Genomic DNA, 23807 nt, shown 5'->3' on the forward strand with positions numbered 1-23807 from the left:
TTGGGATGACGAGGATGCGACGGCGCGCGGCTCTGCTGCCCATCGGCTTGGTGAGTGTCGGCCTGGCCTTGGCCGGCTGCACCACCGGATTCTCGTACATCTCGCGGAACTACGTCGCGCTCACCCCGCAGGTGGTCACGATCGGCTGCAAGGAGCCCTACGAGGTCTACGACAACCGGCAGCTGCGCCGGATGCTGATCGTCTCGAACGCGCTGCGCGAATATGCCGGCTGCAATCTCAGCGAGGTGCGGATCGATCCCGATCCGGCGGCGAGCCGGGTGAAGCGGTTCCGCACCGCCGCCCGCGCCTATCTGGACGAGACCGTGCGGGAAGATTGCCGGATCACCGGCGAGACGGTGTTCGACCCGCAGAAGAGCGAGTTCGCCTATGCCTGCGACGGACCGATCGAGAAGCGGGGCACGGTGGTGCCGCGCCTGCCCGGCCGCAATCCGGGCCTGAACCAGCAGTAATCCTTTTGAGGCCCGAGGACCGGTCAGGTTCCGGGCTTCGGAAACGTGCGCTCGGCGGCATCGCCGGCCGCCGCCAGCAGGGCGCGGGCGAAGGCTCGGGCTTCCGACCGGTCCAGCACGATCGCCGCCGTGACCGGGCTGCCGCCGAGGTCGGCGAGGGCGAGTTCCAGCCGCACCCCGTCCGGGACGGCACTCGCCTGGAGGCTCCAGCCGCCGCCGCGATCCGTGCTCTTGGTCATCACAACCCCTTCCTGCCTGGCAGACCCGAAAAAACGCCGCAGGCTCCCGCCGGAACGGCCCGCGCCCGCCGCTGTTCCGATCCGGTGCCGCACGCCGCTTCCCTGCCTCGCCTGTCCACCCTGCTCAAGACCGCCGGCCCCGGTCTGGTCGTGATGCTGGCCGATACGGATGTCGGCAGCCTCATCACGGCGGCGCAGAGCGGCGCCCGCTGGGGCTACTCCCTGTTGCTGCTGCAGATCCTGCTCGTGCCGATCCTGTACATCGTCCAGGAGCTCACGGTCCGCCTCGGGACCGCGACCGGCCGCGGCCATGGGGAGCTGATCCGCGCGCATTACGGGCCGATCTGGGCCTGGATCTCGTATGCCGGCCTCGTGGTCGCCGGGATCGGGGCGATCGTCACCGAGTTCTCCGGCATGGCCGGCATCGGCGACGTGTTCGGGGCGCCACGCCTCGTCAGCCTCGGATTGCCCGCCGCCCTGCTTCTCGGGCTTGTGTTCACCGGGAGCTACCGGCGCGTCGAGGTGGTGGCGATCGCGGTCGGGCTGTTCGAGCTCGTGTTCATCGGGCTCGCCATCGCGGCCCGGCCGAATCCGGGCGACATCGTCGCCTCCTTTGCCCACATGCCCCTCGGCGACAGCTCCTACCGGGTGCTGATCGCCGCCAATATCGGCGCGGTGATCATGCCGTGGATGATCTTCTACCAGCAATCAGCGATCGTCGACAAAGGCCTCGGCTGGGACCATGCCCGGAATGCGCGGCTCGACACCTTCGTAGGTGCCGTGATCTCGCAATGCGTGATGGGTGCGATCCTGATCGCGGCCGCGGCCACGATCGGCCAGGCCGGGCAGGGCACCAAGAACGGCCTCGAGACGGTCGGAGACCTCGCGGGCGCCTTCACGCCGGCGCTGGGCCCCTGGCTCGGGCAGGTGGTGTTCGGGGTCGGCATCGTCGCCGCGGCCTTCGTAGCCCTCAACGTCGTCGCGCTGGCGCTCGCCTGGGGCTTCGGCGACGTCACCGGCCGACCGCATTCCCTCGAACAATCGCCCCGCGAGGCGCCGGCCTTCTACGGCACCTTCGCCCTGGTCGTCGTGGCGGGGGCGGTCACCGTGCAGCTCGTGACGAATCTCGTCGCGCTCAACATCGCCGTCGAGGTGATGAACGCCCTTCTGCTGCCGCTGGCGCTGGGCCTGCTGATCCTGCTCGCCACCCGGGCCCTGCCGGAGGACAGACGGGTGCGGGGCGCCTACAAGTGGGTTGTCTACGGCGTGTCCGGCCTGACCGTGGCGTTCGCCATGATCGGCGTGCTCGACGGGGTCGGCCTGCTCTGAACCGATTGACGCCGCCGCCTCGATGATGTCTCCCCGGGCGGGCTGACAGAGTGGAGTCGCGACACATGCAAGAGATCTGGTTCCGCACGGGCGAGGCCACCGTGCTGGCGGCCGAGGGCCAGTACACCGACGCGATGCCCGAGGTGCTGATCGGCTCGGTGCGCGGACCGGTGGGCCAGGCCTTCGCGTCGATGATGGGGCAGGTCCAGGGCCATACCCGGATGTTCGTGGTGCGCGACCTCAACCAGCTGGTGCGCCCGGCCACGATGATGACCACGAAGGCGACGATCCACACGGCCGAATATGTCGAGCTGCTCGGCGGCGTCGTTCAGGCCGCGACCGGCGACGCGATCGTGGATTGCATCATCGAGGGCGTGCTGCCGAAGGACGGGCTCGACGAGCTGTGCATGATCATCATGATCTGGCTCGACCCGCGCTGCGCCGAGGACGACAACCTCGACCGCAAGGACCTCTACCGCACCAACTACGAGGCGACGAAGCTCGCCATCGCCCGCGCCCTCAAGGGCGAGCCGACCGTGGACGAGCTGATCGCCAACCGGAAGACGGTGAAGCACTACGCCCTCGAGGACGTGATCGAGTATTGATCAGCGTCGCGCCCGCGCCAGCGTGGTGCGGGCGTAGACATCGCCCAGCCGGCACTCGAGCCCGGCTGAGGCGATGACGAGCCGGTCGTCGGGATCCGTCATCCGACGACGGACCCAGCCGGACCCGGTCCGCTCCGACAGGGTGACGTCGAAGGCTCGTTGCTCGACGAGGAGCAAAGCCTCGCACATCGGCAGGGCTTCGTAGCCGGCGAGCTTCACGTCGATCTTTCGACGATTGAGGCTCGATAACCGGCGCCTGTCGCTCGGTGAGATGATTTCAACGGCGAGGTAGAGTGTGCCGACGACGTTCTGGCCCGGCTCGAACTCCGCCAAGTCGATGATGGCGATGTCGGGGACGTAGGTATGTCCTCGGATCGTAGGGCTGAGATCGATCGCAGGATTCGGGACGGCAATCCGACCGGGCGCCGTGCGTTCGAGGGCGTCGTTCAGCAGGCGGTCCAGATTGCTGCTGATGATCTGGTGGTCGATGCTGGGCTGAGCCTGCGTGACGAAGCAGCCCTCGATCAGCTCCCACTTTTCCTCGTCGGGGCGGGAGGCCACGAAATCCTGGAACGTGACGTGCGGCTCGGCCGGCCGCGGCCGTGTGGCGAACGCTGTCATGGCGAGTCCGTATAGGATGGCGCAGCCAGGATCGGACCGGCCGGCGCCCCGGTCAAGCCGGCTTCACCGCGGCGGGATCCGCCCCACCGAGCAGAGGGTGCGCATCGCGCTGCTGCCGGGGTCGGTGTAGCAGGAGGCCGACCAGCCGTTCTGCTGGATGAACGACTTGCGCCGCTCCGAGAGGGCGGTCCGGTACGCGTCGGCGATGATCGGCTCGACCCGCGCGGCCGGCTCACCCACGAGGATCTCGGAGGCCGCCGCCAGGTCGCGGAAGAAGGCCGCCGAGGGGCTCGGCTCGGCGGAGGTCGCCTGCACGATCGGCTCGGCCCGGCAGGTCACGTCGAACTTGATCGGGCCGGCCAGGCGGATGTCGATGCTGGGCCCGGCCCGCTTCCCGACCTTGCCGCCGATCGCCCCGGCGATCTGGTGAGCGAGGTCGTCGCAGGGCTCCGCCCGGGCGGCGGCCGGCAGGCCGACCAGGGCTGCGAGGACGAGGGCGAGGAGCGGGCGCGGAACGGCGACGTTTGGCATGGCCGGCACTCTACGCGCGGCGCCCGGCCTGTCGAGGGCCGGGTTCAGGCCCGCATCTGGGCGAAGCTCTTGAGCAGGGCCGGGGCGACCCGCATCCCCACCGGCACCAGCTCGGCCGGGGGCGGGCAGCGGACGCAATCCTCGAGATAGGCGAGGGAATCCTCCAGCACCGAGCCGGTGAACGGCTTGGCGATCACCGCCGTGGCGCCCTCCAAATCGTCCGAGAGCGCCCGGGCGTTGGCGGTCATGAAGGCCGCCGTGATGCCGCCGATATCGCGCACGGCATGGGCCACCTCGACGCCCGAGGAATCGTCGCCGAGCCGCAGATCGATCAGCACCAGTTCCGGGCGGGTCTCGTGGATGAGGGCGATCGCCTCCCCGGCCGTCATGGCGGTGCCCACGACGCGATAGCCCGCCGCCTCCAGCATCATCTCGATCTGCATCAGGATCAGGGCCTCGTCCTCGACGACGAGGATCCGCATCGGCTCGCTCATGTGGCCTCCAGACCGGTAGCCATCTCGCGGGGCAGGCGGACGTTGACGATCGTGCCCGGGTCATTCGCCTGCCAGGCGATGCTGGCACTGAGCTGGCGGCACAGGGTGCCGATCAGCCGCTTGCCGAATGAGCGCTGCTCCATGACCTGCACGGGCATGCCGACGCCGTCGTCGGCGATCTTGATGCTGAAATAGCGGTCGTCCGGCGCCACCGTCACGGAAAGCCGGCCGGCGCGGTCGCCCGGGAAAGCGTGCTTGAGCGCGTTGGTGATCAGCTCGTTCATCATCAGCGCCACCGGCGGCGCCTTGGCGACCGGGATCTCCACGGTCTCGAGGTCCAGATGCAGGCGGATACGGTCGAGGCCCGAGCCGCGCACGAGGTCGGTGGCGAGGTCGCGGGCGAACTCGGCGACGTCGAAGCGCTCGACGTTGTTGGACTGGTAGAGCCGGCGGTGGACGGTGCCGAGGGCCTCCACGCGGGTCAGCATCGCCTCCATGGCGCTGCGGGCCGCCGGATCGGTGATCGCCTTGGTCTGCATGGCGAGCAGGGCCGCGATCATCTGGAGGTTGTTCTTGACCCGGTGATCGACCTCGTGGACCAGCATGGTCTGGGTCGCCAGGGCGTCGGTCAGGTCGCGGGTCCGGCGGGCGACCTCGGCCTCGAAATGGTCCTTCTCCTGCTGGACCCGGAGATGGGCGTCCACGCGGTCGGTGACGTCGAGCTGCGAGGCGAAGAAGAACAGCACCTCGCCGGCCTCGTTGGCGACCGGGCTGAGATACAGGGCGTTCCAGAACGACGACCCGTCCTTGCGGTAGTTCAGCAGGTCGATGGCGATGTCCCGCTGCGCCGTGACGGCCTCGCGGATCAGCGCCACGGCGCCGCGATCGGTGTTCTCACCCTGGAGGAGGCGGCAATTGCGGCCGAGCACGTCCTCGCGCTCGTAGCCGGTCATCCGCAGGAACGCGTCGTTGGCGAAGACGATCGGGTTGTCGGGCAGGCGCGGATTGGTGACGATCATGGCCATCCGCGTGGCGCGGACTGCGGCGGCGAACGGATCGCCCTTACCGTGCTCGGCGTCGAGCCGGTCCGTCAGATGCCATGCGTCGGGCTGTTCCATCGAACCTGCTCTTCCATGCCCGGCGTTCGTCACCTCCGGCAATCGGCTGAGGCCTGCGCGCTCGCAGGCCGGGACCTAAACGGCCGATTCGCACGAAGGGTTCAGGGACGGTACCGTTTGACGCGAAAAACCCATCGACAGGATGCCGCACCCGGATCGGCGCCATCGTCTCCGCCCGCCTCGAGGCGCCGGGGGCATGGCCCTGGAAGACCCAACTCGAGGGACGCGGGACGCCGCTTGAGCCTTTTTCCGCCCCCGCCTGGCAAAGTGCCGCCCGGCCTCACGCCGGCATCCGAGACACGCCCCGCATCGGTTCGCGCCCCGGGCGATAGCGGCTGGGAGCCATCGACGCGGGCACCGCCCCACCCCCGAGCCCGCCGGTCCGCCACCGAAGGGCTGTGCCGAAATCCGTCCGCGGGCGGCGCGACTGCTGGTGAGAGGCCGCTCATCCGCCGCGATCCCAAGTTGCAGTGTTCACGAGTCAAGGACACGTTGGCGGCACCGATCTGACGGAGATATGCGATGGAACGCAGGCATTCGTGGTCCTGGGCGGCAGCGTGCGCGCTCGCCCTGCTGCCAGCCGCCGCCGGAAGCGCCGATGACGACGGCTCCCCGATCTTCGGCGTGAAGCTCCCTGTCGGGTACCGCGATTGGCGGCTGATCAGCATGGCTCACGAGGCCGGCAGCCTCAATGACATCCGTGCCGTACTCGGCAACGACATCGCCGTGCAGGCCTTCCGGGACGGGACGCGTCCGTTCCCGGATGGCGCCGTGATCGCGCGGCTGGCCTACGCGTATGTGCCGTCCGAGGAGAACAACGCGATCTTCGGCCAGGCTCAATCCTTCGTCCCGGGCGCACCCACGAACGTGCAACTGAGCGTCAAGGACGCGACGCGGTACGCCGACACCGGCGGCTGGGGCTACGGACAGTTCGAGGGCGGCAAGGCCAACCGCAGCGCGGCGCTGATGGGGACCTGCGCGCCCTGCCACGCCCGGGCCCCGGCGGGCGACGATTTCGTCTTCACGCACTACACGCCCTGAGGGTGCGGGGCCGCGTCGAAGCCGGCTGAGCGGCTCGCGAGACTCGGCGGTGTCGATGCCGGAGCCGCGTCCGCCTCGGACCGTCGCCCCGGACGGGCGGAATGCGCTGAGAACAGACCATCGGCTTCCGGGTAACGAGCCCAGTGAAGCTCTCCACCCGGAGCCGACCTCGAACGGGATCGACAGAGGCGTGCCGGCGGGAGGCCTCGGCGCTCTTCAGCATGCGCGAGATGGATCGAAGCCGAAAGCCTGCGCGCGACGAGCGGGTGATGGTCGGAGCGCCGCCCAGGTACTTCCCGATCATCGCGCGTCTGATCGCTTTCACGAGGAATATAATGCACGTTATAATTTGGATTGCCGAATTGCCATTTGAACAAGATCATCGGTATAGCAGTAACCATTCATAAATGCGTCAATTTGTACCTTGATATTGCCTGGCCAAAAACCAATTATACAGGGACCAACAATTCGTGGTTGCCCCGGCTGAAGAAGGTTAATCTTCGCAGTCCGCCTGCTTATTGATTGCATATATGGGTCAATATCTATGCTGGCGGCTGCTTTGTTTGCTCTTACGGGCGGTGTGATAGGAAAGTATATGCGCGTAAGCGCCGTGATATTCGTGTCGATCGTAATTCTTTTCTCACAACTTCTTTTTTCAGCGTTCTACAACGAATTCCTGTGGTACAGACTTGTGGTTGTATTTGCCCAGCTTTCAAGCCTGCAAGGGGGATACCTGATCAGTTCGGCAATATTTTCAGGAGACGTCAGCAGAAAATAGAATCAGTACATGATGAGTCGACCTTCCATCCAGCTGGCCAGGGCTACCAATACGACAGCCAGAACCAGAGCGATCATACCGACGCGAATCTTATTCGTTTTGCTCATATTACAAACGATCGATGGACGTGCTGCGGCGGATATTTATAGTGCGTAAGGCGAATTGATGGCTTCGCAGAATGCTCCGAGAGCACCACGCGCGCCTCGATTTGCCGACCCGGCAGACGGCGCAACGGCGGGTCGTGCAACACGATGCAGATACGGCCAACGGGGCTCGCTGAGGGCTGACCTGATCGCCTGTACGGAAGGAAAAGCGTTTCCTGCCGAGCGTGACCCGGTTCTGCATCGTGAGTTTGGATAGGCATCCGAAGGCTCGTCCAACCTCGACCCCGCGCGACGATACCCTTGAGCATGCGCGTGACCCTGACCTTGGCATCACGCGGCGACCGAAAGCAGATCGCGCCCTCAGGCCGCACAGGCCGACGCTCGCGTTGTCCCGCGCCATAGTCCCTGGAATAGACCGGTGACACTCATCAGGTTAATATTTATCCACTTACGCGTCGCTCTCATAGGTTAATTATTGAATAAAATCCCTATTCATGAAATATTGAGTGCACCCCTTGCGGCGCGCACATCTTGGTATCGGCCCCGAAATAGACGCGACCACAGAGCCCCGGGGGCCTTTCGCCTCAATATCTCAGATCGGCACGCCCCGTAGCTGCGCGGTCTGTACAGGCTGGCGAAACGGCTCGCGATCCAGCCCTTCGCGACCGTCTTCGATCGGATCGCGCGGCCGCCCGCGGGCTTCCTGGAGCGTCGCGCCCCCGGGTCGAGAGCGGTCGGCGAAGCGTCGGCATTCGACAACCCGCGCGCAGTGCCGGTGGGGCGTCCCGCACGGGCGCTCAGTGGAAATCCCGGCTCGGATACATCCGCCGGTCCGGGGGCGCACCGAAATCCGTGGTCTCGGGCGGCAGCCGCATCCCGGCCGCGCGCAGGTCGCGCAGGGAATCCGTGAGGTCGCGGAACCCCTCGGCGACCAGGTGGACCACCCCCTCGGCCCGCTGCACCCGGCCGCGCACGGCGAGGAAGCGGGCCTGCATGGCGGCCCGGCGGTTGGCCTCGAACACCGTCTTCCAGATGATCACGTTGGCGATGCCGGTCTCGTCCTCCAGGGTCAGGAACACCACGCCCTTGGCGGTCCCCGGCCTCTGGCGGATCAGCACGAGGCCCGCCACCGTGACCCGGGCGCCCTGGGGCAGGGCAGGATCGCAATGGGCCCGGGCCGGGATCGCGCCGATCCGGGCGAGGCGGCCCCGGAAGAACGCGACCGGGTGCCCCTGGAGCGACAGGCCGGTGGCGGCATAATCCTCGGCCACCGCCTCGGGCAGGGGCAATGTCGGCAGGTTCACCTGCGGCTCGTGCCGGAACAGGCCGTCATCGGCGTGCCAGGCGAAGAGCGGCAGCGGCGCATCGAGCAGATGGCCGCGGCGCTCGGCTCCATCCGCCTTGGCCGCCTTGCGGGACGCGGTGCCCTCCAGCGTCCGCACCATCCACAGGGCGGCGCGCCGGTCGAGGCCGAGCGACCGGAACGCGTCCGCCTCGGCCAGGCGCTCCAGGGCGTTGCGCGGCAAGGCGAGGGCCGCCTGCAGCCCCTCGATGCTGGCATAGCCGTTGGCGCGCAGCCGGACGAGCCGGTGCATCGCCGCCTCGGGCAGGCCGCGCACCTGCCGCAGGCCGAGGCGCACCGCGTGCAGCTTCGGATCCGCGGCCGGCTCCAGGGTGCAGTCCCAGGCGCTGGCGTTGACGCAGACGCCCCGCACCTCGACCCCGTGGGCGCGGGCGTCGCGCACCAGCTGGGCCGGCTGGTAGAAGCCCATCGGCTGGGCGTTGAGGATCGCGGCCAGGAAGACGTCCGGGTGCCGGCACTTCATCCAGGCGGAGGCGTAGACCAGGAGCGCGAAGCTCGCCGCGTGGCTCTCCGGGAAGCCGTAGGTGGAGAAGCCCTTGATCTGCGCGAAGCAGCGCTCGGCGAAATCCGCCGGGTAGCCGCGGCGGGTCATGCCGCCCACGAATTTTTGCTCGAAGCCGCCGATCGAGCCGACATGCCGGAAGGTCGCCATCGCCCGGCGCAGCCCGTCGGCCTCGGCCGGGGTGAAGCCCGCCGCCGTGATGGCGATCTGCATCGCGTGCTCCTGGAACAGCGGCACGCCATAGGTCTTGTGCAGCACCGTGTGCAGCTCGTCCGCCGGCCCGTGATCCGGATGCGGGGCCGGATAGACCACCGGGTCGATCCCGGAGCGCCGCCGCAGGTAGGGATGGACCATGTCGCCCTGGATCGGGCCGGGGCGCACGATCGCCACCTGCACGACGAGGTCGTAGAACTCCTTGGGCTTGAGGCGCGGCAGCATCGACATCTGCGCCCGGCTCTCGACCTGGAACACGCCCACCGAATCGGCCTTCGCCAGCATCGCGTAGGTGTCGGGATCCTCCCGGGGCAGGTCGGCGAGCGTCTCGTAGAACAGGCCGTGGTCCCGCTCCAGAAAATCGAGGCCGCGCTTGAGGCAGGTCAGCATGCCGAGCGCCAGCACGTCGACCTTCATCAGGCCGATCGCGTCGATGTCGTCCTTGTCCCACTCGATGAAGGTGCGGTCCGCCATGGCGCCGTTGCCCACCGGCACGGTCTCGTCGAGCCGCCCCCGGGTCAGGATGAAGCCGCCGACATGCTGCGACAGGTGGCGGGGGAAGCCGATCAGCTGATGCGCGAGGTCGAGGGCCTGCCGGAGCATCGGGTTGTCGGGATCGAGGCCGGCCTCGCGCACGTGCTTGTCCGGCACGTCCTTGCCCCAGGAGCCCCAGACCGTGTCGGCGATCGCCGCGGTCACGTCCTCGGTGAGCCCCAGCACCTTGCCGACCTCGCGGATCGCCATGCGCGGGCGGTAATGGATCACCGTGGCGCAGAGGGCGGCCCGGTCCCGGCCGTAGCGGTCGTAGAGGTGCTGGATCACCTCTTCGCGGCGCTCGTGCTCGAAATCGACGTCGATATCGGGGGGCTCGCCCCGGTTCTCGGAGATGAACCGGGCAAACAGCAGCCGGTGCTTGGACGGGTCCACGGCGGTGATGCCGAGGCAGAAGCACACCGCCGAATTGGCCGCCGAGCCGCGGCCCTGGCACAGGATCCCCTTGCTCCGGGCGAACTCGACCACGTCGAACAGGGTCAGGAAGTAGCGGGCATATTTCATCTGCGCGATGAGCCGCAGCTCCTCGTGGAGCGTCGCCTCGACCGCGGCCGGGATGTCGCCGGCATAGCGCCAGCGCGCCCGCTCCCAGGTCTTCTCCTCCAGATATTCCTGCGGCGTGCGCCCCGGCGGCACCGGCTCGTCGGGATATTCGTAATGCAGCTGCCCGAGAGAGAAGCTGCAGGCCTGCGCGATCTCGAGGGTGCGGGCCAGCGCCTCCGGATGGTCGGCGAACAGCCGGGCCATCTCGGCGGGGGGCTTCAGGTGGCGTTCGGCATTGGACTCCAGGCGGTAGCCGGCCTCCGCGATCCGGCAGCGCTCGCGGATGCACGTCACCACGTCCTGGAGCGGGCGCCGTTCGGGATGGTGGTAGAGCGCGTCCGAGACCGCGACCATGGGCGCTCCGTAGGTCTCACCCAGCTCGGCCAGCAGGCCGAGGCGGCGGCGCTCGTCGCCGCGGCGCGCGTGGCTCGCGCCGAGCCAGGTCCGGCCCGGGGCGGCGGCGGCCAGGGCCTCGAGCCGACCCAGGAACCCGTCCGGGGGGCGCAGGCGCCGGCCCGGCGGCATGGCGATGAACATCTGCCCCTCGGCGGCCTCCAGCATCTCGGCGAAGGTGAAGCGGCATTCGCCCTTGCGGCTGCGCCGGTTGCCCAGGGTGAGCAGCAGGCAGAGGCGGCCCCAGGCCTGCCGGTCCACGGGATAGGTCACCGCCTCGAACCCGTCCTCGGTGACGAGGCGCACGCCCGGCAGGACGTGGATCTTCAACCCCTCCGCCTCCAGCGCCCGCGCTGCCGCATGCGCCCGCACCACCCCGGCCACGGTGTTGCGGTCGGCGATCCCGAGAGCCTTGAGCCCGTAGGCCGCCCCCTGCACGACGTATTCCTGCGGATGCGAGGCGCCGCGCAGGAACGAGAAGTTCGTGGTGAGGGCGAGCTCGGCGTAGGCGGGGCCGCTCACGCGAACACCCCGTGGACGAACCACGCGGCCGGGCGGCCGGGGGCGTGCGGCCCGTCGCGGTAGAGCCAGAGCCGGCGGCCGGCCTCGCACTCGACGCGGTAATAGTCCCGGGCCGCGCCCGGCGCGTGCCACCACTCGGCCGCGATCCGCTCCGGCCCCTCGGCATGGACGATCGCGTGGATCCGGGCGCGCCAGCGGAAGCGCCGGGGCGGCCCCTCGGGCACGGTGGACAGGACGTCGAGGGCGGCCTCGCCCCGGGGGAACAGCACCAGGGGCCGGGGCGGCAGGTGGTCCGGCCAGGGCGTCGGATCTGAGGTCCAGGGGCGGGGATGGGCGGCCCGCTCGGGGATGTGGCTCGCCCGCGCCCCGAGGCGCAGGAGCGGCCGGCCGAGGCGCTGCGCCAGGGCGTCCGCGAGAGCGTCGATCCCGTCGCCCTGGGGCGCCGCCCCGAGCTCGGTCTGGCGGGCCGACAGGGCGCCGGTCACCGTCACGGTGAGCGTCACGGTCTCGAAGCCGAAGCCGGCATCGAGGCCCGCGCCGAGGCGGTCGAGGCGCAGGGACACCAGGGCGGCGACGCGCTCGGGGCAGCGCTCGGGCCGGGACAGGCCGAGATCGAGGACGCGCATCACCCCGTCGACCCGGTGCAGCACGAGGCGCAGGCCGCAGGCGCCGATTCCGTCCCGCTCCAGCCGGGGCGCGATCTCGGCCATCAGCAGCCGGGCGGTGACGACGATGTCCGATTGCCGGCCGATCGGGTCGAGGAAGCCCCGGGCGGCCCGGTACGCGGCCTCCTCGGTGAGCGGCGCCAGGGGCTCCGGCCGGCGGCCCATCGCCTGGTCGAGGCGCAGCAGCAGGGCCTCGCCGAAGCGGCGGGCCAGCGGCCCCCGGGCCAGGGCATCGACTTCGCCGACCCGGCGCAGGCCGAGCCGCCGCAGGCCCGAGACCGTGCCGGGATCGAGGCGCAGGGCCTCCACGGGCAGCGCCCGCAGGGCCGGTTCGGCCCCGCCGGGGGGCACGATCACCCGGTCGGAAGCCCCGTAGCAGGCCAGCGCGAAGGCGCCGCCGGGGGTGTCGGCGAGCGCGATCCGGGCGGGAATGTTCGACCGCGCCAGGCGCCCGGCCAGATCGTCCACGAGGGGTTCTTCGCCGCCGCGCAGGTGGCTCGCCCCGGCGACGTCGATATAGAACCCGTCCGCCGCCTCGGCGGCCCCGAACGGGGCCACGACGGGGGCGTAGCCCTCCGCCCAGCGGCAAAGGCGCAGCAGCGCCGCCCGGTCGGATTCGGAATCGGCTGGATGGACCTGGAGCGGCACGCCGATCCGCGCCCGGACCCGGCCCAGGGGCTCGCCCGGCCGCAGGCCCAGGGCGCGGGCCTCCGGGTCGAGGGCGAGGAGCCGCAGGCCGCCGGGGCCCTCGGCCGCCACCGCGAGCGGGCCCCGGTCAGGCGCGAGACCGGCCCGCCGCAGCCGCGTCACGGGCCAGTGGCTCAGGCAGACGCAGACGATGCGCGGCATGGTCCCACTCCAGAAGCCAGTCGCCGCCCCGCCCGTTGCGGCAGCGCTCGAGCCGCGCCCGCCAGCGCGGGTTGTCCAGGGTCCCGAACCGGTCCCGGGTGGCCGGGGCCGAGGCGATGCTCCACCGGGTGGCGGCGCCGTTGGGCAGGCCGGCCTGCGGCGGCCGCAGAATCAGCACCAGCGGCGGCGCGGCCCCCTCCGAGCCCGCCTCGGCGGCGAGCTGCAGGCGCCGGCCCGGCTTCAGCGGCAGGCCGTCCGCCAGGAGGCCGATCAGCACCGGCAGGGCGCGGGCGTGGAGCGCCGCCTCGAGGGCGCGAAACACCTCCGCGTCGCCCCCCGCCTCCAGCAGCAGGAGCCGGCCCGGATCGAGGCCGAGACCGGCCAGGCCATGGCCGTGGGGCAGGGGCTGGTTCGGCGCGGCGGCGATCAGCGCCGCGCCTTGCGTGCGGGCGAGCTGGGCGGCACAGAGCGCCAGGGTGAAGCCCAGGGCCGCGATCGCGTCCGCCGGCTCCATCGGGGCGATCTCGTGCGGCGGCCCGAGGGCCAGGCCGCCGCCGGGCAGATGCGCGTCGATCGCCGTCAGGCCGAGCGGCAGGACCGGCCGCGCCGCCGCCGGGCCGCCCGGACCCGCGAGGCGCGCCCGCAGGCTTGCCAGCCGCTCCCGGGGGCTGCCAGTTGCGGAGGCCCGCCCGGTCTGGTTCGCAGGGTCCAGCCCCATCTCCGTGTGCTCCGGTCATGCCGGACGATAAGAACATAACAGGAACATGTTCAAACCGTTTCCGCACGGCACCTGAATCGGACGCCGGGCCAGCGGCTTGGCCTGTGGATGGATGTGGACGCGTGTGGAATCGCCTCGGGCCGCCCGCGACCAAAGCCACGGTTGACCGAGTCCGCGAGCCGAGACCACAAGTCGTGTGCCGCGCCAGACGCGGCCGACACGGTCCGAGCATGCGCCCAGCCCTCGCCTTGACGATCCTGCTCGCCCTCTCCGGAGCGGCCCTCGCCCAGCAGCCGCCGGATCCCGGCCCCGCCCCATCCGCCGAGGCGCCCCCGCGCCAGGCCAGACCACGGCCCCGGCCCGCGCAGGCCCCGAGCCAGCCGATCATGGTCTACGACGCCCGGATCGAGGCCGGCGACCTGCGGATCTCGGGCTCGGTGCGCAAGCCCGGGGCGATCGTGGTCCTGGACGACGACATCTCGATCCAGGCCGACCGGCGCGGGCGCTTCACCTTCCGGGTCCCCTACCGGCCGCCGACCTGCGTGGTGACCCTCAAGGCCGAGCCGGACGAGCGCGAGGCCGTGGTCGCGAACTGCGCCGCCGAAGGCCCGCCGGGCCCGCCCGGCCCGCAAGGCGCCGCGGGTCCGCCCGGGGAGGCGGGTCCCAAGGGCGATGCGGGTCCCAAGGGCGACCAGGGACCGAAGGGCGACCAGGGCCCCAAGGGTGAGACGGGCGCTCCGGGCCTGCCGGGCGCCAAGGGGGATCAGGGTCCCAAGGGGGATCAGGGTCCCAAAGGCGATCAGGGTCCGAAGGGCGAAGCCGGGAGCAAGGGTGAGCCGGGGCCCAAGGGCGAGCCTGGTGCAGTCGGTGGGGCGGGACCGAAGGGCGAGGCCGGCGCGTCCGCCCTCCGGGCCGTGCGCAAGTCCGACTGCGCGGGCGGCTGCACCGTCACCTGCCCGGCCGAGGAGATCCTGGTCACGGCCCACTGCCTCAAGGCCGGCACCCCGGTCTATGACGGGGAGGGGGCCACCTGCCCGTCGGAAGCCTCGGGGATCGTCGGGTTCTGCACCCGGCCGTGAGGGCAGCGGGGGCCACAATCTCTGTCGCGGGATGCTGGGCTCCCTCTCGGCCCACAAGCTAAGATGTTCAGACATCGGCTTGTGCAGGGACTTGTGCAGGCCGCGACGCGCCCCCTCTCCCGCACGGGAGAGGGGACCCGCGCCTCGTCCAGGGACGTGGAATCCGCTCGCTTCCCGCGCGCCGGAGCGGGGGCATAAGCCAGCGCTATCGTCGACACGTTCAGGAAGCCGTCGCTCGGATCCGAGCCCCAGGCGGCGCGCTCGCCCCGATCAGCCGCCGGTCTCGCGCAGCCAGTCCAGCATCCCGGCGGCGGCGGCCCGGCCGCCCGCGAAGGCGCCCTGGAGCAGGTAGCCGCCGGTCGGGGCCTCCCAGTCGAGCATCTCGCCGGCCAGGAACAGGCCCGGACGGGCGCGCAGCATGGCCCGGGCGTCGAGGGCATCGAGGCGCACCCCGCCGGCCGTCGAGATCGCCCGCTCGATCGGGGCCGAGCCGACGAGGTCGAGGGGCGCGGCCTTGATCAGCCCGGCGAGCGCCGCGGGCTCGGCCGGCAGGGCGGCGCCGGCGGCCTCGCGCAGCAGGCCCGCGGCCACCGGCGAGAGCCCCGCGGCCTTGCGCAGGCGGGTCGCGGCCGAATCCCCCGGCCGGGCACCGGAGAGGCGGCGGGCCAGGGCGTCCCGGGTCAGGTCGGGGCGCAGGTCGACGAGGAGGCGGGCGCTGCCCCGCGCGGCGATCGCCGTGCGCAGGTGTCGCGACAGGGCGTAGACCGCCCCGCCCTCGATCCCGGCCTCGGTGATCACCGCCTCGCCCCGCACGGTAGTGCCGTCGCAGGCGAGCGCCACCCGCTTGAGCGGCGCGCCGGCAAACCGCTCCCGGAACAGGTCGGACCAGGCCACCGCGAAGCCGGCATTGGCCGGCTCCAGGGGCGCGACCTCCACGCCGAGCCCTTCGAGGAGCGGCACCCAGCGTCCGTCCGAGCCGAGCCGCGGCCAGCTCGCTCCGCCGAGCGCCAGCAGGGCCGCCCGGGGCTGGATCTCGGCCGGGCCATCGGGCGTCTCGAAGCTCATCGTCAGGTGCAGCAATCCCGCCCCAGGGTCGGGATTGCTGCGTCCGGCGGACGACCGCCGCCCCGCAGTCGCGGGGGCGGATCGCGATGCAGCGCGATCCGAGGGCCCCCGTTCGGCGATCGCCGTGAGCCGGTGGCGGGTGCGGATCCGGACCCCGAGGCGGTCGAGCCGCGCCAGCCAGGCCCGCAGCAGCGGCGACGCCTTGAAGCTCGTAGGAAACACCCGCCCGCTCGACCCCACGAAGGTCGGCTCGCCGAGTTCCGCGCACCAATCCCGCAGCGCCTCCGGGGGGAAGGCCGCGATGGCCGCGTCCAGGTGGCCGGCGGGATGGTAGCGCGCCAGAAACGCCGCGCGCGGCTCGCTGTGGGTGAGGTTGAGGCCGCCGCGCCCGGCGATCAGCAGCTTGCGGCCCACCGAGGGCATCCGGTCGTAGACCGTCACCGCGCGGCCGGCCTGCGCCAGCACCTCGGCCGCGGCCAGCCCGGCCGGCCCGCCGCCCACGATGGCGATGTTGTCTGTCTCGTCCGGCATCCGCCTGGAGAGCGGCAGGCACCCGTGCCTGTCAAGATGTGGCCGGGACCGCCCTGCGCGCCGTCACGGCTCTCTAGAACAGGGCCGACAGGGCCGGCCAATGAACCCGCAGGATCGTCCGGCCGTTCTCGGTCGGGATCTGTGAGATGGTCCGCTCCACAACCTGGCCCCCCAGACGCTTGTAGAAGCCAAGCGCAGGCTCATTGGCCTCGAACACCCACAAGTGCAGGCCCTCCGCGGCCTGCTGAGAGGCCAGCTTGCGCGCAGCCGAGCGCAGCAGCGTCGCGCCGATCTTCCTGCCGCGCATCTCCGGGAGGACGTGCAGGTTATCCACCAGGCTGCCCCAGCGCCGATCCAGGTTACGCTGCGTCGCTGCGAAGCCGACAAGCGTGCCATCGCCGGTCGAGGCGACGTCCACCAGGAAATCCGGCGACGGGGTGCTCAGCTTTCCGAGCCAATGAGAGCGACGATCCTCCTCGATCGGCCCGGCCAGAAACGCCGGGTCGAGGATCGAGCGATAGGCGTCCCGCCAGCTGGCTATGTGGATCGCCGCGATGGTCAGCGCGTCCGTCGCCTGCGCCGGACGGTAGATGATGTCGGCCATCCTCAAATTATGCGTGGGGCGCCGCAGGCAGGCAAATCCTGACGCGCCGGGCCGAAAGCGCCGGGCCACGCCGGATCGGACGCCGAATGCGGCCCACCGCTTTCGCCTGCGCCGCGACCGGGCGCGTCGTCCCGCGCCCCGTGTCACGCACAATGCAGATGACCGCGGACCGTGTAGGATCCGGCGCAACGCCTCGTTAATGCCATCCCGCTCGCGCAACCCTGCGCTGCGGCCTCGTCCCGTCCAGTGGGCCGATCCGATCCGAACCCAAGAGAGGCTTCTCACTCGTGGCGCTCTCCACCGCCGTCACCGCGACCGAGGCGGACGCCGATCCGGCCCCATCCACCACCCAGCCGCGCCTCAACCCGATCGAGATCCGCGCGATCGTGTTCGGCCTGATGACCGCGATGCTGCTCGCGGCCCTCGACCAGACCATCGTGGCGACCGCGATGCCGACCATCGGGCTCGATCTCGGCGACGCCGCGAACCTGCCCTGGATCGTCACCGCCTACCTGCTGGCCTCCACGGCGGTCACGCCGCTCTACGGCAAGCTCTCCGACATCCACGGCCGGCGGATCATGCTGCTGATCGCCATCGTGACCTTCGTGCTCGGCTCGCTGGCCTGCGCGGTGGCCCCCACGATGGTGACCCTGGCGCTCGCCCGGGGCCTCCAGGGCATCGGCGGCGGCGGGCTGATCGCCCTGTCGCAGACCATCCTGGCCGACATCATGCCGCCCAAGGAGCGGGCCCGCTACCAGGTGGTGATCGCCGGCGTGTTCGTGGCGGCCTCGGTGGCCGGGCCCCTGCTCGGGGGCTTCTTCGCCCAGCACCTGCACTGGTCGCTGATCTTCTGGATCAACCTGCCGATCGGCTTCCTCGCCTTCGCGCTGACCAACGCCAAGCTGAAGCTGCTGCCACGCAACGAGCGCCGCCACAGGCTCGACTATCCCGGGGCGATCCTGCTGATCCTGAGCTCGACCTCCCTGATGCTGGCGCTGAGCTGGGGCGGCGTGCGCTATCCCTGGAGCTCCGCGCCGGTCCTCGGCCTGCTCGCCCTGGCGGCGGTGCTGGGCGGCCTGTTCGCGGCGCGGCTCGCCACGGCGGCCGAGCCGCTGATCCCCATCGAGGTACTGAAGGACCGGGTGGTCTACAGCGCCACCCTGTCCGCCTGCTTCGCGATGGGCACCTTCATCGGCCTGACCATCTACGTGCCGATCTTCCTCGAGGGCGTGATCGGGCTCACCGCCAGCGAATCCGGCGTGGCCCTGGTGCCGCTGATGGTCGGCACCGTCACCGGGGCGACGCTGTCGGGCCGGTCGATGCTGCTGTTCCGGCACTACAAGCGCCTGCCGCTCGCCATGATGAGCCTCAGCATCGTGTGCTGCGCCGTCATCGCCCTGGAGGGCCGGGCGCTGCCGTTCTGGCTCATGGAGGTGATGCTGGCGCTGCTCTCCATGGGGATCGGGACGATCCTGCCGCTCTCCACCATCGCGACCCAGAACGCGGTGGAACCGCACCAACTCGGCATCGCCACCGCGGCGATGAACTTCTTCCGCTCGCTGGGCGGCGCCCTGATCGTGGCCGCCTTCGGGACGATCGTGCTGGGCGGCGCCGCCGGGACCGGGCACGATGTCGAGAGCCTGATCCGCGGCGCGGACCCCGCGCATCTCGCCCTGACCTTCCGCTCCGTGTTCCTGGCCGCCTGCCTCGGCCTGATGGCGGCCTTCGGGTTCCTGGCCTACATGGAGGAGCGCCCGCTCGGCGAGCGTCCCGCGGCGAGGCCCGGCGGCGCACCGAAAGCCGGCACTCCCAGATGAGGCACAGATCGTGGCCTGGCTGATCCTGCTCGCGGCCGGCCTGCTCGAGGTGGTCTGGGCCTACGCGATGAAGCGCTCGGCGGGCTTCACGGAGCTCGTCCCCAGCGTCGTGACGGTGGCGGCCGCCCTCGGCAGCTTCGTCCTGCTCGCCTTCGCCATGCGCAGCCTGCCGCTCGGCACCGCCTACACAGTCTGGACCGGCATCGGCGCGGTGGGCGCCTTCCTGCTCGGCATCCTGATGCTCGGCGAGAGCGCGAGCCCGCTGCGGATCGCGGCGGCGGCGCTGATCGTCTCCGGCCTAGTGCTGATGAAGCTCTCCGGAGAGGCCTGAGACGCGCCGGATTGCGCCGCCTCCCGATCCGTGAGCCGGCAACCTCGTTCCGGGATGCGGCGGGGATCATCCGGCCGCCGCGTCCGTGCCCTTGATTCGCCCGGTTCGCCCGCTTAACTCGCCCCTATCGGCTGCGGGCCCCTCTGGCGGGCGCTGTTCAGCGCCCGTGATGTCGGAGCCGATGCTTTCCTTCCGGAATCAGCATCAGGTCCCGCACATGATGGACGTTCTCACCGTCGAATGGCTCGGCAAGCCGTTGTGGATGTGGCTCGGCTTCCACGCCCTCGTCGGATGTCTGCTCGCCTTCGATCTCGGGCTGCTGCACCGGGACAAGGAGCACGAGATCGGCGTGCGCGAGAGCCTGCTGCTGACCGGCTTCTACCTCGCGCTCGGCCTCGCCTTCGGCGGCTGGATCTGGTGGTATCTCGGCCCGCAGGCGGGTGAGGAATACGTCACCGGCCTCGTGGTCGAGAAGTCGCTGTCGATGGACAACGTCTTCGTCATCGCCATGATCCTGGCCGCGCTCGACATCCCGCGCGCCGCCCAGCACCGGGTCCTGCTCTGGGGCATCCTGGCCGCCGTGCTGCTGCGCGGCCTGATGATCGGCCTCGGCGCGGCGCTGGTGCACCAGGTCCACTGGGTGCTGTCGCTGTTCGCCGCCTTCCTGATCTTCGCCGGCCTGAAGATCCTGTTCTCGGGCCCCGAGGAGGAGGGCGACTTCCAGAACAGCGCCGTGGTGCGCTGGATCAAGAAGACGTTCCGGGTCACGCCCGAGCTGCACGGCCAGCGCTTCGCCGTGCGCCGGCCCGATCCGGCCACCGGCAAGAAGGCCGTGTGGTTCACCCCGCTGGCCCTGGCGCTGGTGCTGGTCAACGGCGCCGACGTGATCTTCGCCGTCGACAGCGTGCCGGCGATCTTCGCGATCACCACCGACACGTTCGTGGTCTACACCTCCAACATCTTCGCGATCCTGGGCCTGCGCGCCCTCTACTTCGCGCTCGCCGCGATGGTCGACCGGTTCGCCTATCTGAAGACCGCGCTCGCCTTCATCCTGATCTTCATCGGCGCCAAGATCGTGGTCGCCGACACGTTCGAGCTCATCCACGTGCAGCCCTGGGTCTCCCTGGTCGTGACCCTGTCGCTGCTGGCGATCGGCGTGCTCTACAGCCTGTGGCGCACCCGCACCGATGCGCCGGCCCCGGCGGTCACCGGCCCGGCCCATGGCCACGAGGCGCGGGCCCACCGGGCTTGAGAGGCCAAGCCTGAGCGGCCGGGCATCAGGGCTCCGCCCCGATCACCCGACACAGGGCTGAGCCCTTTGGAAACCCCAGGGTTCCGGCTTCAAGCCGGCAGGGCGGCGATCAGGTCGCGCAGGGTGGTGATGGTCGAGGCATCGGCCACGCCATCCACCCGCGCCTGGCGGAAATGGCGCTGGAACGCCGTGACGACCGCGTGCGTGCGCGCGTCGAAGGTTCCGGTCACCGACAGGTCGTAGCCGTAGAGGGCGAACATCGCCTGCAGCGCCTCCACGGGCTGGCCGGCATCGCCCTGCGCGAAGAACCGCCCGTCCCGCAGGCCGGCCGGCGGCACGATGTGGCCGACGCCCGCGGCGGCGAGGCGCTCCCACGGGAACGTCTCGCCCGGATCCTCCTTGCGCTCGGGGGCAACGTCGGAATGGGCCAGGACCCGCTCCGGCGGGATCGGCCAGCGTTCCAGGATGTCCCGGGACAGGGCGATCACCGCGGCGACCTGCGCGTCCGGGTAGGGCGGCAGCCCGCCGGCATGGCCCGGATGGACGATCTCGATCCCGATCGAGCAGGAATTGAGGTCGCGGACACCCTTCCAGGCCCCCTGGCCGGCGTGCCAGGCGCGGCGGGCCTCCGGCACCATCTGGACGATGCCGCCATCCTCGAACACGAGGTAATGGGCCGAGACCTCGCTCAGCGGGTCGCGCAGCCGCGCCAGCGCGGCGGCCCCGCTGGCCATGCCGGTGTAGTGCAGGATCAGCATGTCGGGTCGCTGCCCGCGGCGCTCGCCATGGTTCGGCGAGGGCGCGACGCGGCGGGCGAGGGGGCTGTCCGGAACGAGGCTCACCGCTATCCGCGCTCCTGCACGATCCGGTCGTAGGCGGCGTTGATGGCCGCGAGCCGGCGCGTGGCGATCGCCACCGCCTCGGCGGGCAGGCCCCGGGCCAGCGCCCGATCGGGATGGTGCTCGGCGACGAGCGCCCGGTGGCGCGCCTTCACGGTCGCGTCGTCGGCATCCCGGTCGAGCCCCAGCACCGCGTAGGGATCGTCCGGCAGCCGCACGTGCCGGGCCGCGATGCGGCGGAACGCGGCCTCGTCGAAGCCGAAGATCCCCGAGACCGCGCGCAGGTAGCGCTCCTCCGCCTCGTGCAAGGCCCCGTCGGCGCCGGCGATCTGGAACAGGCCGTCGAGCACGTCTTCGAGGAGGGCGGGCTCGTCCCCGAAGGTCGCCGCGAGTTGCCGGGCATAGGCCTCGAAGCCGTTGGTGGTCTTCTTCGCCAGATCGAACAGCCGCTCGACGCCGGCCCGCGCCGACTCTTCGACGTGAACGACGCGGCCGAACGCCTCGACCTCGGAGGGCAGCACCACGCCGTCGGATTTGGCCATCTTGGCGGCCAGCGCTACCAGCCCGGTGGTGAACACCACGTCGCGCGGGGTCGGGCCGAAGGGCGCGCCGATTCGGTCGACCAGGAAGTGGCCCGCGACGCCGCCGATCAGCGCCCCGAGCGGGCCGCCGACGGCAAGCCCGAGCCCGGCGCCGCCGAGCTTGCCCCAAGGTCCCTGGGGCTTCCCCTGAGCCTTAGGCTGAGCCTTGTCGACCTCCTGGCTCATGGGCGGGGCGGCCCCGAACGGGATCGTGGACGCGGTGCGATCATGGTCGGCGGCTTTGGGTCCCGCACCGGGGACGCGCCCGGCCGGGGGCCGGGATAGCCGCTCCTCAGGCCGCGCGGAAGGGCCGGGACGCGTCCCGGCCCCCGCTCCGGCGCCTTAGCGGCAGTAGATGTTGCCGTAGGCATCCCGGTAGGTGCCGTAGGGGCAGCGCGGCGCGGTCGAGGCGCCCACAATGGCACCGCCGGCGCCGCCGATCGCGGCACCCGCCAGGGCACCGCCCGCGCGGCCCGTGGCGGCCGCGCCGATGGCTGCACCGGTGAGGGCGCCGAGGCCGGCGCCGCCGAGCGCGCGATCCTCGGGGGTGTTGCAGGCGCCCAGCGACAGGGCGGCGATGGTGGCGAGGGCGGCTGCGGTCAGCTTCTTCATGGTCCCCTGATCTCCCTTGTGCATCCGGTCCGGCCGTCGGCCGTGATCGTCGCGGATCGCGGTGAGCTTAGCAGGAAAGCAATGCCGGCCATACGGCTAAGGTTCCACGCGCGGCGACGGAGAGTTGCACCCGCTTCCCGTCTCGCCCTATGCCACCGCCCGAGAGGCGGCGCTCCGGCCGGGGCGCCGCGACGCCATCCGCGAGGATCCCATGTCGAGAGCCACCACGATCGTCCGCCGGGCCGCGGTTCGCCCCGACCGCGTCGCCGACACGGTGAGCCTCGATCACGCCGCCCGGGCGGCGGCCTCCGGATCCCTCGTCGCGGAGGGCGGGCTCGCCTTCGAGGTGGCGCTCACCAAGGCGGCGGCGCTGGAGGACGGCGATGCCCTGCGCCTGGAGGACGGCCGCCTGGTCGCCATCCGGGCCGCCGCGGAGGATCTCCTGGAGGTCCGCGCCGAGAACCCGGCCCGGCTGACGCGCCTGGCCTGGCAGCTCGGCGGCAACCACGTCCCCGCCGAGATCGCCGCCGACGTGCTCTACGTCCCGGCTTCCCCGGCCAATGCCGAGCTGGTGCGCGGTCAGGGCTGCACCGCGAGCCCGGTCTCGCGCGCCTTCCGGCCGGAGCGCGCCGCGCACGACCACAGCACCTGCGGGCACGACCATAGCCACGACCATCACGGACACGATCACGGGCACACGCACGATCACGGCCATCACGGGCACGACCACGCCGAAGCCCATGACCACGCCAAGGCGCACGATCACGCCAAGGCCCATGACCATGCCCATGACCATGCGCATCCCGGGCACGTCCACGGCCCCGGCTGCAACCACGACCACTGACGGGCGCGGTCGAAGCCGATCCCGGTTCGGCGCCCGTTTCGTGGCGCGGACGTTCCGGGATGCCGGGGCGGGACCGTCGACCGAATCCCGGACCCGTGGCGTCGCCGAGAGGGGCGGTTGACGGAGTGGATCTTCCGCGACCCACCGGATACCGCGCTGCTGACGACGCCCAGCCTCATTCGCGCCGGGGCCTGGATTGCTCACGGCCCCACGATGCCGACGATGGCGGTTCCATGACGGCTCCTCCGAGCGCCCGAGCGTGGAAGAGGCCGCGGTGGTGTCGCTGCGAAGCGTGGTGCTGCGCGACGGATCGTTGACCGCATTGGTCGATCGACGAGGGTTGGCGCGCCTGGCGTGACGGCCCGGACGCGCCCTGGCAGCGGGCGAAGATCCCGAGCGGGGGCCAGACCGGCCCGGCCGATTGACGGGCCCGCCCCAAGCGCCACGTCGCGATCGGCCCCGGGGCTCTCCGCCTGCCCATCGTGCGCGGCGAAGCGACCCGGAGCAGCTCACGCTCTCGCAGCGCGGCCTGTCCCGACCCGCCTTGCGCGCGCGAGATCGGCGCAGAGGATCGGAGGCTTTGCCGCATTCTCGCGCCCCGG

Annotated in this window: 22 protein-coding genes; 9 read left to right on the forward strand and 13 right to left on the reverse strand. The window is 71.1% G+C overall.

Annotation, left to right across the window (positions count from 1 at the left end):
• The first annotated feature begins 14 nt into the window (after positions 1-14).
• Complete coding sequence (locus LGR69_RS12250; protein WP_230366172.1) at positions 15-470, forward strand: hypothetical protein; 456 nt, start codon at positions 15-17, stop codon at positions 468-470.
• Between the two features lie 23 nt (positions 471-493).
• Here the strand turns inward: LGR69_RS12250 and LGR69_RS12255 are convergent, their stop codons facing one another.
• Positions 494-709 (reverse strand): hypothetical protein, encoded by a 216-nt coding sequence (locus tag LGR69_RS12255; RefSeq protein WP_050731571.1) that lies wholly within the window; start codon positions 707-709, stop codon positions 494-496.
• A gap of 84 nt (positions 710-793) precedes the next feature.
• On the opposite strand from LGR69_RS12255, the gene LGR69_RS12260 reads away from it, so the two are divergent.
• On the forward strand, positions 794-2038 hold the full coding sequence (locus tag LGR69_RS12260; protein WP_230366173.1) for an NRAMP family divalent metal transporter: 1245 nt from the start codon (positions 794-796) through the stop codon (positions 2036-2038).
• A gap of 65 nt (positions 2039-2103) precedes the next feature.
• A complete protein-coding gene (gene fae / locus LGR69_RS12265; RefSeq protein WP_007560667.1) occupies positions 2104-2643 on the forward strand; it encodes a formaldehyde-activating enzyme in 540 nt (179 codons plus the stop codon).
• Here the strand turns inward: fae and LGR69_RS12270 are convergent, their stop codons facing one another.
• The 4 genes from LGR69_RS12270 to LGR69_RS12285 form a co-directional block, all read right to left on the reverse strand.
• Entirely contained in the window at positions 2644-3264 is a 621-nt protein-coding gene (locus LGR69_RS12270) for a Uma2 family endonuclease (RefSeq protein WP_230366174.1), read from the reverse strand.
• Positions 3265-3327: 63 nt separating this feature from the next.
• On the reverse strand, positions 3328-3795 hold the full coding sequence (locus LGR69_RS12275) for a hypothetical protein (RefSeq protein ID WP_122159817.1): 468 nt from the start codon (positions 3793-3795) through the stop codon (positions 3328-3330).
• Positions 3796-3839: 44 nt separating this feature from the next.
• Positions 3840-4289 (reverse strand): response regulator, encoded by a 450-nt coding sequence (locus LGR69_RS12280; protein ID WP_007560661.1) that lies wholly within the window; start codon positions 4287-4289, stop codon positions 3840-3842.
• Positions 4286-5407 carry a histidine kinase dimerization/phosphoacceptor domain -containing protein gene (locus LGR69_RS12285; RefSeq protein WP_007560659.1) on the reverse strand — a complete coding sequence of 374 codons (1122 nt, stop codon included), beginning with the start codon at positions 5405-5407 and terminating at the stop codon, positions 4286-4288. The genes LGR69_RS12280 and LGR69_RS12285 overlap by 4 nt, the downstream gene beginning before the upstream one ends.
• A 522-nt stretch (positions 5408-5929) precedes the next feature.
• On the opposite strand from LGR69_RS12285, the gene LGR69_RS12290 reads away from it, so the two are divergent.
• Entirely contained in the window at positions 5930-6448 is a 519-nt protein-coding gene (locus LGR69_RS12290; protein WP_122159819.1) for a cytochrome P460 family protein, read from the forward strand.
• A 1679-nt stretch (positions 6449-8127) separates the two neighbouring features.
• Here the strand turns inward: LGR69_RS12290 and LGR69_RS12295 are convergent.
• Genes LGR69_RS12295 through LGR69_RS12305 form a run of 3 tightly spaced genes read right to left on the reverse strand, consistent with a single transcriptional unit; the run spans position 8128 to position 13650 of the window.
• Positions 8128-11418, reverse strand: a complete 3291-nt coding sequence (locus LGR69_RS12295) for an error-prone DNA polymerase (RefSeq protein WP_230366175.1) — start codon at positions 11416-11418, stop codon at positions 8128-8130.
• Entirely contained in the window at positions 11415-12932 is a 1518-nt protein-coding gene (locus tag LGR69_RS12300; RefSeq protein ID WP_230366176.1) for a DNA polymerase Y family protein, read from the reverse strand. The genes LGR69_RS12295 and LGR69_RS12300 overlap by 4 nt, the downstream gene beginning before the upstream one ends.
• Positions 12859-13650, reverse strand: coding sequence for an ImuA family protein (locus LGR69_RS12305; protein WP_230366177.1), 792 nt, complete (start codon positions 13648-13650; stop codon positions 12859-12861). The genes LGR69_RS12300 and LGR69_RS12305 overlap by 74 nt, the downstream gene beginning before the upstream one ends.
• A gap of 230 nt (positions 13651-13880) precedes the next feature.
• Here LGR69_RS12305 and LGR69_RS12310 point away from each other — a divergent pair, with 230 nt between their 5' ends.
• On the forward strand, positions 13881-14729 hold the full coding sequence (locus tag LGR69_RS12310; protein ID WP_230366178.1) for a collagen-like protein: 849 nt from the start codon (positions 13881-13883) through the stop codon (positions 14727-14729).
• A 270-nt stretch (positions 14730-14999) separates the two neighbouring features.
• On the opposite strand, the gene LGR69_RS12315 is transcribed toward LGR69_RS12310, so the two are convergent.
• Both LGR69_RS12315 and LGR69_RS12320 read right to left on the reverse strand, forming a co-directional pair.
• Positions 15000-16325: a TIGR03862 family flavoprotein gene (locus tag LGR69_RS12315; protein ID WP_230366179.1), complete on the reverse strand. Its 1326-nt coding sequence runs from the start codon at positions 16323-16325 to the stop codon at positions 15000-15002.
• A 73-nt stretch (positions 16326-16398) separates the two neighbouring features.
• On the reverse strand, positions 16399-16929 hold the full coding sequence (locus LGR69_RS12320) for a GNAT family N-acetyltransferase (RefSeq protein WP_230366180.1): 531 nt from the start codon (positions 16927-16929) through the stop codon (positions 16399-16401).
• A gap of 287 nt (positions 16930-17216) precedes the next feature.
• Between LGR69_RS12320 and LGR69_RS12325 the strand changes: the two genes are divergently transcribed.
• The 3 genes from LGR69_RS12325 (at position 17217) to LGR69_RS12335 (ending at position 20329) form a co-directional block, all read left to right on the forward strand.
• On the forward strand, positions 17217-18746 hold the full coding sequence (locus tag LGR69_RS12325; protein ID WP_370881359.1) for an MDR family MFS transporter: 1530 nt from the start codon (positions 17217-17219) through the stop codon (positions 18744-18746).
• Positions 18747-18756: 10 nt separating this feature from the next.
• A complete protein-coding gene (sugE, locus tag LGR69_RS12330) occupies positions 18757-19077 on the forward strand; it encodes a quaternary ammonium compound efflux SMR transporter SugE (protein ID WP_007560642.1) in 321 nt (106 codons plus the stop codon).
• A 217-nt stretch (positions 19078-19294) separates the two neighbouring features.
• Positions 19295-20329, forward strand: a complete 1035-nt coding sequence (locus LGR69_RS12335; RefSeq protein ID WP_230366181.1) for a TerC family protein — start codon at positions 19295-19297, stop codon at positions 20327-20329.
• An 89-nt stretch (positions 20330-20418) separates the two neighbouring features.
• Here the strand turns inward: LGR69_RS12335 and LGR69_RS12340 are convergent, their stop codons facing one another.
• The 3 genes from LGR69_RS12340 to LGR69_RS12350 form a co-directional block, all read right to left on the reverse strand.
• Positions 20419-21171 carry an N-acetylmuramoyl-L-alanine amidase gene (locus LGR69_RS12340; protein WP_230366182.1) on the reverse strand — a complete coding sequence of 251 codons (753 nt, stop codon included), beginning with the start codon at positions 21169-21171 and terminating at the stop codon, positions 20419-20421.
• Positions 21172-21173: 2 nt separating this feature from the next.
• Positions 21174-21935 carry a TerB family tellurite resistance protein gene (locus tag LGR69_RS12345; RefSeq protein ID WP_230366183.1) on the reverse strand — a complete coding sequence of 254 codons (762 nt, stop codon included), beginning with the start codon at positions 21933-21935 and terminating at the stop codon, positions 21174-21176.
• 156 nt (positions 21936-22091) lie between these two features.
• Positions 22092-22361 carry a hypothetical protein gene (locus LGR69_RS12350; protein WP_007560631.1) on the reverse strand — a complete coding sequence of 90 codons (270 nt, stop codon included), beginning with the start codon at positions 22359-22361 and terminating at the stop codon, positions 22092-22094.
• Positions 22362-22572: 211 nt separating this feature from the next.
• Here LGR69_RS12350 and LGR69_RS12355 point away from each other — a divergent pair, with 211 nt between their 5' ends.
• The gene (locus tag LGR69_RS12355; RefSeq protein WP_230366240.1) at positions 22573-23205 is read left to right on the forward strand and encodes an urease accessory protein UreE; all 633 of its coding nucleotides are present in this window, start codon (positions 22573-22575) and stop codon (positions 23203-23205) included.
• The last annotated feature ends 602 nt before the right edge of the window (positions 23206-23807 follow it).

Source organism: Methylobacterium brachiatum (assembly GCF_020523825.1).
Taxonomy (GTDB): Bacteria; Pseudomonadota; Alphaproteobacteria; order Rhizobiales; family Beijerinckiaceae; genus Methylobacterium; species Methylobacterium brachiatum.